Source organism: Salinivibrio socompensis S35, from assembly GCF_000513715.1.
In the GTDB taxonomy this organism is placed as follows: Bacteria; Pseudomonadota; Gammaproteobacteria; order Enterobacterales; family Vibrionaceae; genus Salinivibrio; species Salinivibrio socompensis.
Map to the genome: position 1 here is coordinate 1 of NZ_AQOD01000160.1, position 10,453 is coordinate 10,453.

At 50.5% G+C, this 10,453-nt stretch carries 8 protein-coding genes, 1 other RNA gene and 2 pseudogenes; 9 read left to right on the forward strand and 2 right to left on the reverse strand.

Annotation, left to right across the window (positions count from 1 at the left end; all coding sequences use genetic code 11):
- The first annotated feature begins 124 nt into the window (after positions 1-124).
- Positions 125-283: a hypothetical protein gene (locus DZ54_RS25315; RefSeq protein ID WP_164831611.1), complete on the forward strand. Its 159-nt coding sequence runs from the start codon at positions 125-127 to the stop codon at positions 281-283.
- A 732-nt stretch (positions 284-1,015) separates the two neighbouring features.
- Here DZ54_RS25315 and DZ54_RS22400 read toward each other — a convergent pair.
- A pseudogene (locus DZ54_RS22400) lies at positions 1,016-2,075 on the reverse strand (PLP-dependent cysteine synthase family protein).
- Positions 2,076-2,209: 134 nt separating this feature from the next.
- Between DZ54_RS22400 and DZ54_RS0115375 the strand changes: the two are divergent.
- From DZ54_RS0115375 to DZ54_RS22405, 3 genes and pseudogenes are all read left to right on the forward strand, one after another.
- Positions 2,210-2,677, forward strand: coding sequence for an Lrp/AsnC family transcriptional regulator (locus DZ54_RS0115375; protein ID WP_025675032.1), 468 nt, complete (start codon positions 2,210-2,212; stop codon positions 2,675-2,677).
- Between the two features lie 41 nt (positions 2,678-2,718).
- Positions 2,719-4,479 (forward strand): ABC transporter transmembrane domain-containing protein, encoded by a 1,761-nt coding sequence (locus DZ54_RS0115380; RefSeq protein ID WP_025675034.1) that lies wholly within the window; start codon positions 2,719-2,721, stop codon positions 4,477-4,479.
- Positions 4,472-6,236, forward strand: a pseudogene (locus DZ54_RS22405) (ABC transporter transmembrane domain-containing protein). Before DZ54_RS0115380 ends, DZ54_RS22405 begins: the two are co-directional and overlap by 8 nt.
- 95 nt (positions 6,237-6,331) lie before the next feature.
- On the opposite strand, the gene tesB reads toward DZ54_RS22405, so the two are convergent.
- Positions 6,332-7,195: an acyl-CoA thioesterase II gene (gene tesB / locus DZ54_RS0115390; RefSeq protein WP_025675035.1), complete on the reverse strand. Its 864-nt coding sequence runs from the start codon at positions 7,193-7,195 to the stop codon at positions 6,332-6,334.
- 99 nt (positions 7,196-7,294) lie between these two features.
- Between tesB and DZ54_RS0115395 the strand changes: the two genes are divergently transcribed.
- The 5 genes from DZ54_RS0115395 (at position 7,295) to DZ54_RS23745 (ending at position 10,270) form a co-directional block, all read left to right on the forward strand.
- A complete protein-coding gene (locus DZ54_RS0115395; protein ID WP_025675037.1) occupies positions 7,295-7,714 on the forward strand; it encodes a YbaY family lipoprotein in 420 nt (139 codons plus the stop codon).
- Between the two features lie 41 nt (positions 7,715-7,755).
- Positions 7,756-8,487, forward strand: a complete 732-nt coding sequence (locus DZ54_RS0115400) for a VP0952 family biofilm-associated protein (RefSeq protein ID WP_025675039.1) — start codon at positions 7,756-7,758, stop codon at positions 8,485-8,487.
- 124 nt (positions 8,488-8,611) lie between these two features.
- An RNA gene (gene ffs / locus DZ54_RS24380) (signal recognition particle sRNA small type) lies at positions 8,612-8,708 on the forward strand.
- Positions 8,709-8,975: 267 nt separating this feature from the next.
- Positions 8,976-9,674, forward strand: a complete 699-nt coding sequence (locus DZ54_RS23740; RefSeq protein ID WP_051416060.1) for a DUF3404 domain-containing protein — start codon at positions 8,976-8,978, stop codon at positions 9,672-9,674.
- A complete protein-coding gene (locus tag DZ54_RS23745) occupies positions 9,671-10,270 on the forward strand; it encodes a histidine kinase dimerization/phospho-acceptor domain-containing protein (protein WP_051416061.1) in 600 nt (199 codons plus the stop codon). The genes DZ54_RS23740 and DZ54_RS23745 overlap by 4 nt, the downstream gene beginning before the upstream one ends.
- The last annotated feature ends 183 nt before the right edge of the window (positions 10,271-10,453 follow it).

Sequence of the window (10,453 nt, forward strand, 5' to 3'; positions counted from 1 at the left end):
TAAACACATAAGGTCAACAATACTTCTTTGTTACGATATGATGATGCTTAAATGAATTATGACTTATCAACATATTCACAGTCAGAGTTCCTTCAATTGGTACAAAGAATCTATTTGGATGATTATGACACAGAATTCTGAACACTACCCACTACCGTCACGGTCAGCGCCAATTTTAACCACCAATGTCGGAGGCGCGCAGGACACATCGATGCACGAGGCTTACATCGTGGTGGCGCTTTTCCGACCTACGCCCGATTTATATATCGGTGGTCATATTTAACGCCGATGGTGCCATTGGCGTAGGTGACACAAGCCCCGGAAAGATGTCAACCACGATGCACTATGCCTCCTGGGCGCTTGTCACGATCGGTGCCAAATTTGACCACGATGTCGGATGGCGCGCGGCCGGCTTGGGTATTCATGATTAACATCTCACTGGCGCTTATGCCGACCTACGCGATATTCAGGATTTTTGAATACAGGTCGCTTCGCTTACGGAGTACAGAAGAGAGCAGATTGTGCTCTAACCGGGGCTCTTGCTCTTTCGGTATTCCGTAATCCGTATTCCGTATTCCGTCAAATGTTCCCATTGGCGTAGGTGACACAAGCCCCGGAAAGATGTCAACCACGATGCACTATGCCTCCTGGGCGCCTGTCACGATCGGTGCCAAATTTGACCACGATGTCGGATGGCGCGCGGCCGGCTTGGGTATTCATGATTAACATCTCACTGGCGCTTATGCCGACCTACGCGATATTCAGGATTTTTGAATACAGAGCGCTTCGCTGACGGAGTACGGAAAAAGACGAGACGCTTCTAGCTGCTAGAAACTAGAAAAAACAGCTCGTATTTGCATCGGGGCTTTTTACTCGTTCCCACGCTCCTGCGTGGGAATGCATACAAAACTCGAACCCTGAACAGAAGTCGTGACAAAACCATCTATCCGCACTTCCTACGCCTGATTTATATATGAATGCGCCTGTTTATCAAACGCTGTATAGACGATGGGCGTTAGCCCAACACCGTCTGCAAATCATGGGTGGCTTGGTCGAGATCCCCAATGTGCTCGCGTACCCAGTCAGGGTTGTAATAGGTGTCTAGGTAGCGCTCGCCGCTGTCACATAGCAAGGTGACAATAGAGCCTCTCTCGCCGTTGGCGCGCATTTCATTTGCCAACATCAAGACACCGTACAGGTTGGTACCGGTAGACGCGCCGGCTTTGCGGCCAAGCTGGCTTTCTAACCAGTGAATGGTGGCGATACTATGGGTATCCGGCACTGTGGTCATTCTATCAATCACGCCGGGAATAAAGCTGGGCTCGACACGTGGCCGTCCAATCCCTTCAATACGGCTGCTTTTATCGGTGGTCAGTGCGCTGTCGCCGGTGAGGTAATAATCGTGAAACACCGAATGCTCAGCATCGGCCACCATCAGCTGAGTGGGTTGGCAGCGATAGCGAATGTAGCGGCCAATGGTTGCTGASGTGCCACCACGTACCGCTCATCACAATCCAGCGAGGGATCGGAAAGCGCTCGTACTGCATTTGATCAAAAATGCGGTTGGCGATGTTGTTATTGCTACGCCAGTCGGTCGCTCGCTCGGCATACGTAAACTGGTCCATGTAATGGCCATTGAGTTCCTTAGCAAGGCGACGAGACTCGGCGTAGATCTGATCTGACCGCTCGACAAAGTGCGCTTCACCGCCATAAAAGCGGATTTGCTCAATCTTCTTACACGCGGTGTTTTTGGGCACTACGGCAATAAAACGCAAGCCAAGCAAACGGGCAAAATACGCTTCGGAAATGGCAGTACTGCCCGATGAGCTTTCAATGATCGTGGTGTGCTCATCAATCCAACCATTACATAAGCCATACAAAAACAAAGAACGTGCTAAACGGTGCTTTAAGCTGCCGGTTGGGTGGGTGCTCTCGTCTTTCAGATAGATATCAATGTCCGTAAAGCTGGGTAAGTCTAGCTTGATTAAATGGGTATCTGCAGAGCGTTTAAAGTCGGCTTCAATGAGGCGAATCGCGTTACCGACCCACGAATGGCAAGGAGCTGGGGTTGTCATCATGCGTCTCCGAATGCGTTATTAACACCAGTTTACGCAAAGCGGGGGATAAAAACCTTGCTATTTTTACTCTATAATTGCCCTTGAAGAGAAAAATAAACTCAATAATTGTGTTAAATAGGAATTATTTTTCATTGGCTGTTACTTTGGATGAGATAGATCGCACTTTACTCGCGGCGCTACAGAAAGACGCAGATTGGTCAGTCGCCGCCCTGGCCGAACGCGTTAATCTGACGACTACTCCCTGTTGGAAGCGGTTGAAAAGGCTGGAATCACAAGGGGTGATCCGCGGACGGGTGGCATTGCTTGACCCCGAAACCGTTGGGCTAGCGTTTACCGCCTTCGTCCACATCAAAACCAATGATCATAGCGAGCAGTGGTATAAGACCTTTACCGAGGTGGTGACCGAGTTTCCTGAGGTGATGGAGTTCTACCGTATGGCAGGCGAGTATGATTACATGATGAAGGTGCAGGTGGCTGATATGACTCGATTTGATCATTTTTATAAAAAGCTGGTCAATTCTGTGCCAAGTCTGAATAATGTGACATCAACGTTCGCCATGGAAGCGCTTAAATACACCACCGCCTTACCGATCGGATAGGTCAGGTAAATAATAAAAGGCGGGGATAATAAGGAGCCCTCATGAAGGTGTTTTGGCAGTTAGGCTGGTTTTTTAAACGTGAATGGCGTCGCTATGTCGGCGCCATGATTATTTTAGTGTTTGTCTCGGTGTTTGAGCTGATCCCACCGATGGCTGTGGGCCATGTGGTCGACGGGGTGGTCACCGGTGATATTTCCACGCAAACACTGTTATGGCTATTAGCGGGCATGCTGGCTATTTGGGGGGTAGTGTATCTGCTGCGCATTGTTTGGCGCGTGTGGCTTTTCGGCGCGGCGGCGGAGCTTGGCTCTGTGCTACGTAACCGGCTTTATGATCATTTTACCCGCCAATCCCCGCACTTTTTTCGTCGTTATCCGAGCGGCGATATCATGGCGCGCTCAACCAATGATGTGAAAGCCGTGGTGATGACTGCTGGAGAGGGCGTACTTACCGCTGGCGATTCGATTATCACTGGTGCGGCCGTGCTGATCGTGATGGTGACTCAAATCAGCTGGCAGTTGACCATTCTTGCTCTGCTACCGATGCCGGTGATGGCCTTTTTGGTCAATCGGTTTGGTCGCCGTTTACATCATACTTTTACTGAATCACAAGCGGCATTCTCCGAGCTTTCGGAAGTGAGTCAGTCCTCACTCTCTGCAGTGAGAATGGTGCGCGCCTTTGGCCTAGAGCAGCACCAAATGACGCAGTTTGATCAGGTTGCGGATCGGACCGGAGACAAAAACTTGGCCGTCGCACGTGTGGATGCGCTTTTCTCGCCGGTGATTCAAGGCACCATTGGGGCCTCTTTCTTCTTTACTGTTTCCGGTGGTGGCTATTTGGTCGCAACGGGACAAATGTCACTGGGGGATCTCACCGCGTTTACCTTGTATCAAGGCTTGATGATTTGGCCGATGCTCGCGATCGCCTGGCTGTTTAATATTATTGAACGGGGCCGAGCCGCTTGGACCCGTATTGATGCGCTGATGCAAGAGCAGCCCGATATTGTTGGCGGCGATCAGCGACTATCGGATCAGATGCAACCGCTGACGATCGCTATCGACGCGTTTAAGTGGCAGCCCGATGATAGTTTTGCGGTTAAAGAGGTGAATATTACGCTTAATCCAGGCGAGATGCTGGGGATTGCTGGCCCGGTTGGCAGCGGTAAGTCCACCTTGTTACAACTTTTATTGCATCTGACAACGTTGGACAAAGGCGATATCCGATATGGTGATGTGTCGATTGCGAGCGCTGATCTGTCTTCGTGGCGGCAACGTTTTGCGGTGGTGACGCAAACACCGTTTTTGTTCTCGCGCTCGATTGCCGAAAACATCGCCCTCGGTCGCCCTAATGCGACCCAGGCGGAAATCGAACAGGCGGCGACACTTGCCTGTATCGATGAGGATATTCGTCAGCTACCGTACGGATATGAGACTGCGGTCGGTGAAAAAGGGATCACTCTGTCTGGCGGGCAAAAGCAGCGGATTTCTATCGCTCGCGCGTTATTAGTGGGGGCCGAGTGTTTGATTTTGGATGATGCGTTGTCGGCGGTTGATGGCGACACCGAACACCGTATTTTGCACAACCTGCAACAGCATCAGCACACTCGAACCACGATTGTGATTGCTCACCGTTTATCCGCTTTGGAAAGTGCCGACGAAATTGTGGTGCTCAGCCATGGCCAAATACGCGAACGCGGCAAGCATCGTCAATTGATTCAGCAGCCAGGATGGTATCAAGAAATGCACCAATATCAGCAGCTGGAAGCGGCATTGGACGCCGATGAGGAGCCGCGCCATGACTAAGCGAGAAATTTTATATCGGCTATTAGGCTATATGCGCCGTGATCGCCGTCAGTTTGTGATTGCGACTGTTTTTTTGTTGATTGCCGCGGTGGCGGAAGTGACTGGGCCTTACTTGGTGCAGATCTTTCTTGATAACTATGTTGCCAAAGACAACTATCCGGCAATGATCATGTGGGCACTCGCGGTAGGTTACATCGTATCGACCATTGTTTCTGCGGGCTTCCAGTATAAATATGAGCTGCGCTTCAACACCATGGCGGTGGCGATTATTCAGCGCATTCGAAAAACCGTGTTCGCCAACGTGATCAAACAGCCGTTATCCGCCTTTGACTATGTGCCGATGGGGCGAATCGTCTCACGCTTAACCAATGATACGGAGTCTTTAAAAGAGCTCTATGTGTCTGTCCTTTCGACATTTTTGCGCAATATTGCCTTGATTAGCGTGATGCTGGTGGCGATGCTGATGCTCAGTGTTGAACTGACGTTGGTGGTGCTGGTGTTATTGCCTTGTGTTGTCTTGGTGATGGTGCGGTACCAAAAACGTTCAGCGCCCGCCTATCGCCGAGCACGAGACCGGCTAGCGGACATTAACGGGGTGATGAACGAGTCGGTGCAGGGCATGAACCTTATCCAACTGATGCAGCAAGAGCAGGCATTTTCTTCCCGCTTTCAAGATATGACCGCTGATCATCTCGATGCCATGGTTACGATTCAGCGTCTCAATGGTATCTATTTGCGTCCCTTGATTGATTTACTTTCTGGTGCCGCTTTGCTGTCTTTGGTTGCCATCTTTGGAGTCAGCGGGATGGAAGTGATAGGGGTCGGGGTATTGTATGCGTTTTTGAGTTATCTGGGTCGGATCACTGAGCCGTTGATTGAGATGATGCAACAATTGTCGCTATTGCAGCAGGCGATTTCAGCAGGCGAGCGATTATTTGAGATGATGGATACCCCGCCTGAACAATATGGCAGCGACACTACACCGATCACTGATGGGGCTATTGCATTGCGTGATGTGTCTTTCTCTTATGATGGCGAAACGCCGGTACTGTCAGATGTAAATGTGAATGTGCCAGCCGGGGGATTTCTAGCGCTGGTCGGCCATACGGGGAGCGGTAAATCAACCTTAGCGTCGTTACTGATGGGGTTTTATCGTCCAGGCGAAGGCACGTTAACGCTGGGTGGTTTACCGATTGAAAGCTTGAGCCATCAGAGCTTGCGCGAGGGCGTGGCGATGGTGCAACAAGACCCGCATATGTTAACCGGCAGCTTAAAAGAAAACATCGCGTTGGGGCAGTCGCTGGATGATGCCGTGATCTGGCATGCGTTAAAACAAGTGGCATTGGATGAGCATGTCCATGGTTCAAAGGTTTACCCTAGCTGGCTTAGAGACCCAGTTGGGCGAGGGGGGAATGACCTTCTCGGCCGGGCAACGCCAGCTATTGGCTCTGGCGCGGGTGTTAGTGCGGCAGCCTAAAATCCTGATCCTTGATGAAGCCACTGCCAATATCGATTCCGGTACCGAAGAGCTTGTTCAGCAAGCATTGAATACTCTGCGACAGCAGATGACAGTGGTGGTGATTGCACACCGTTTATCCACGATTGCCGATGCCGATAATATCTTAGTCTTGCATCGTGGTCGTGTGATTGAGCAAGGGCGTCATCAAAGCTTGCTACGCCAACAAGGGCGTTACTGGCAGATGTACCAGCTTCAGCAAGCGAGTGCGCAATTGGCGGCGCTTGAGGAAGAAATATAGCCTTAGTGATCCTGATACTGGTGAGATAAGCGAAAAGGGGCTGAGGCCCCTTTTTACCGATGATTGATTCGCAGTGACTCGATTTGCGACAGGGGCTAAGAGATCTTGCGCATTAACCCTTCTTGGGTGGCAGACGCTACTAAATCACCTTGTTGATTGTAGAGCTCTCCGCGCACAAACCCACGCGCGCCGCTGGCGGAGGGGCTTTCAATCGCGAACAGTAGCCATTCATCCATTCTAAACGGACGGTGAAACCACATGGAATGATCAATAGTCGCTACTTTCATTCCTGGGGTCAGTAATGTGACCCCGTGGGGTTGCAGCGCGGTAACCAAAAAGCCCCAATCAGCCGCGTAACCCAGCAAGTATTGGTGGACATGAAAGTCATCGCCGACTTCACCGTTGGCGCGGATCCAGAGGTATTGTTTCGCTGGTGCCGGCTCTGGCTTCAGTGGATTGATCACGGTAGCAGGACGTACTTCTATCGGTTTATCACTGCCAAACGCTTTGACCACATTGGCGGGCAGTTTGTGGGCAATGTCCGCGACCAATGATTGCTCCGAGCGCAAGGTTTCCGGCGCTGGCACGCCTTCAGGCATCGCGTTTTGGTGCTCGAAGCTTTCTTCTTCCTCTTGATACGATGCGGTGAGATAAAAAATCGGCTTACCGTACTGTACGGCTTTTATTCGCCGGGTACTGAAACTTTTTCCATCTCTCAGTATCTCAACATCATAGATGATCGGTTGTTCCGGATCGCCTGGACGCAGGAAGTAGCTGTGAAATGAGTGCAAAAAGCGATCGGCGTCGACGGATGTCTTCGCGGCAGAGAGCGCTTGACCAATCACTTGCCCGCCATACACTTGTGGCAGTCCAAGGTTCTCACTTTGGCCGCGATATAGGCCGGTGTCTAATCGCTCAAGCCGCAGCAGTTGTAAGAGTTCTGTTAGTGGTTGGCTCATAAGTCCTTGATTCATGCTATGCTTCCATTGTTATTGTTCAAGCTATCATAACCTTAGCGTTTTTGCCGCACTCAAACACGTTTCGGTGAGGATTCTTTAATGAAGAAACTAACGTTTCTGTTGTTCGCCTTATTCACGGCTTTAGTGTTTACCGCTTGTTCTGGTAATAGCCAGCCTAATGATTTAGCAAGTGTTTCTGGTACCTTGGTCTATCGTGAGCGCCTTGCTTTACCCGAGAATGCCAGCGTGACCGTGCGCTTGGTGGAAATGAAAACAATGGACTCGCCCGGTAAAGTGATTAGCCGACAGTCTTTTGTGACCAAAGGTCAGCAAGTGCCTCTACATTTCGTGCTAAATTACGACCCAAGCCAAATTTCTGCTGCTCATGACTATGTGATCACCGCGCAAATTGATGTGAGTGAACGCCCTTTATTTATCACCAATACGATCAATAAAGTGATCACGGATACGAATCACACCTACGATCCAGCCCTAACGCTGGTAAGCGCCAACGACTGATCGCTACACTGGAAGGCATTACCACCGCACAAGGAGTGTGCATGCGGATTTCCTCATTAGTTTGGCCCGCGTTCGTGTTAGCGATAGGCGTTGCAGCGGGTATCAGTGCTGACAATGCCTTGCATGGGTTGGCGATCATGGCGCCCGCGTTATTTTTCTTTTATCCAGACACAGTGGCGAGCTGGCTATTGCTGTTGGGAATGGCCGTTTTGGCGGTTTCGTTGCCGCAGTTGCCGGCCTTACTGGCTGCCAGTACCTTGCTGATCTTGCCGGCGTTATCTTTATGGTTTAATCCTGATCGGCATCCACACGTTAAGTGGTTACTTGGCGCGGTGATGCTCGCCATTTTTGCAGGAATGATGGCCTTGCAGTCGGAAGCAAAATTAGGGTGGGCGGCCTGGGGGCTGGTTCTTCTACTGGTGGCCTTAGGCGGATTATGGCTATCAGTGCGTTATTGGCCAGGCTACCAACCGCCTCGACGTGGTGCCTGGCTGGTGCTTCCCGTGCTAGTAGCGGCGGTTGGGTGGCCATCCGCGCTGTGGAGCGTTGCAGTGGTTGCGATCATGGGACTGTTGCAGTGGGTGGCGCTTACACCGCATTTAGCCGCTTCACGTCACCTTGCGATGCACATTTTGCCGTGCGTGCCATTTTTAGTCATTGCGTGGCTTGTTCCGTCTCAGTTAACCATGTCATTACTGGTGGCGTGGGCCACCATGCTGGCTGCTATCTGGGTAGGCGAGTATTTACTCTTGGATGATCCAGACGACGATTAAACGGTAATTGCTTATAAGATCAACAGTTAATCGGCGAGGAAACGAATCCTCCTTGCATTGCATCCAGGCTTGCCACATAATGCCCCGCAGTTAAGCAAGCTTAACGACATATCGATGGAGGCCTCCTTGGTTCTCCCGCAACACTATCTTGTGTACTGGGTCAGGTCCGGAAGGAAGCAGCCCGCGCTTGGGACGTGTGTGCCGGGATGTAGCTGGGGAGGTCTCCGCCCTTTCTAAGCGTCTAAAACTCTTCTAATCCCCTAAAATTCAGCCCTTTCGATCAATACGCATCATTTTCTTCCTGTGTTTTTCACCTTTTTCGATAGCCTATGTGCACAACGCACTGATGTTTTTGGATGATAATTGCCGGTCTCTTACTGTCGTCTGTTGACATCTGGGTGACACAGCCTGGCATGACTCGACTATGATAATGGCATATAAAGGCGGCAGTGGGCCCAATGGAGGCGTGACGTGGTGGTAAGGCGAATGTGGTGGTATGGATAGCTATCTTGGTGAGTGGCCAAGTGATGGCGAGCGATCTACAAACGCAGCTTAAAGGGTTTTACGATGAAGCGTGGCAAGCAGGGACCTTAATGGTCGCTCAACCGGCTTTAAACGCCTATCCTCAAGCGCTTTTAGTGAGCCAAGCACAATATCCAGATTTTGAACATTTTGATTGGCACGATCTCAGCGCTCTTTACCAAGTTGTTCAGTCCTGCCGACCTAATTCGCGCATCGTGTCACCAAGGTTGTTAGTGGCTCAGCGCTTCGAGCTAGCGCTTTGTCGCGAACAGCCCTTACCGACTAAGTGGTTTGAAAAAAATCCGCTGCTTCATCCTGCCGGAGGCAGTTACGCCGAACGTTATTTGCGCCATTATGCGATCAAATCGCCACCGCCTGAACTGATAGTGCGCGTCACGATTGCCAATGAAAATCACCCTTTGCATGACTCATTGGCCCCGCTTAGTCAGGCAGGACGGGATGCATTGCTTAACGGCTACCGTGCCTATTTGGATGGAGATTATCTCTGGCTAAATGGAGAAGAAGGGTGGAAAGCGTTGCCCCGAAAACAATGGACATCTATTGCAGATAATTATCGTTTGAGCCTATCGACCATTCAACAGGCTGTGATTACCGTTACGGCAATATTTGTAATGAATTACATCCCGCTTATCGGGGGGTCATGATTGCTATCTTGGTCGCTATCTTTGGTGCGCTCGTGCTTGGATTGGCGCGCAGTGTTTATGATCGCTATCAACAGCGGCGTGAACGTCAGTTTATTTTGCAATTATTGACGCATGAACTTCGAACTCCAATTGCCAGTTTAGGATTGACGGTGGAGATGCTACGTAATCAGTTCGATAGCCTGGATGAAGGTACGCAGGATGTGTTGTGGCGCTTATTAGCCGATCATCAACGGCTCAATCAACTGACGGAAACTAGCAAAGGCTATTTGAGCACCGATAAAAGTGAGCAATTTAAAACGCAAACAGCCTCTTTGTCTGAGTGGTTAGATAACGTGTGTGATTGCGTAGAGATTAATTACACCCTTGAGGAAGACAAGACATTAACACTGCCTTTCTACTGGCTCTCTATTTGTTTAAAAAATCTGATACAAAATGCGCATCAACATGGTGGCGATACGGTTTGGATCCGGGTATGTGTTGGCAAGCGCATTCGCGTGTGTGTTTATGATGATGGTGTTTTTCCCTCATGGTGGCAACGCGTTTGGCGCCGCTGTAAGGCGCCAAAGTCTGAGCACAATATGGGGATTGGACTCTGAGGGATCCCCACTTTTTTCACCTGAGCTCTCCCGCTGCCATTGCCTTCAGCCCTCCAACCGCTAAAGCCAGATCCCTCACTCTGTACCCATATCCTTCTCGTCCAACCAGCTCCCTCCCCAGGAAAAAATAGGACAGAACCCGGCGGGTTCGAATGGTATTAGCCTGAAAGTCTTTGTAGTAAC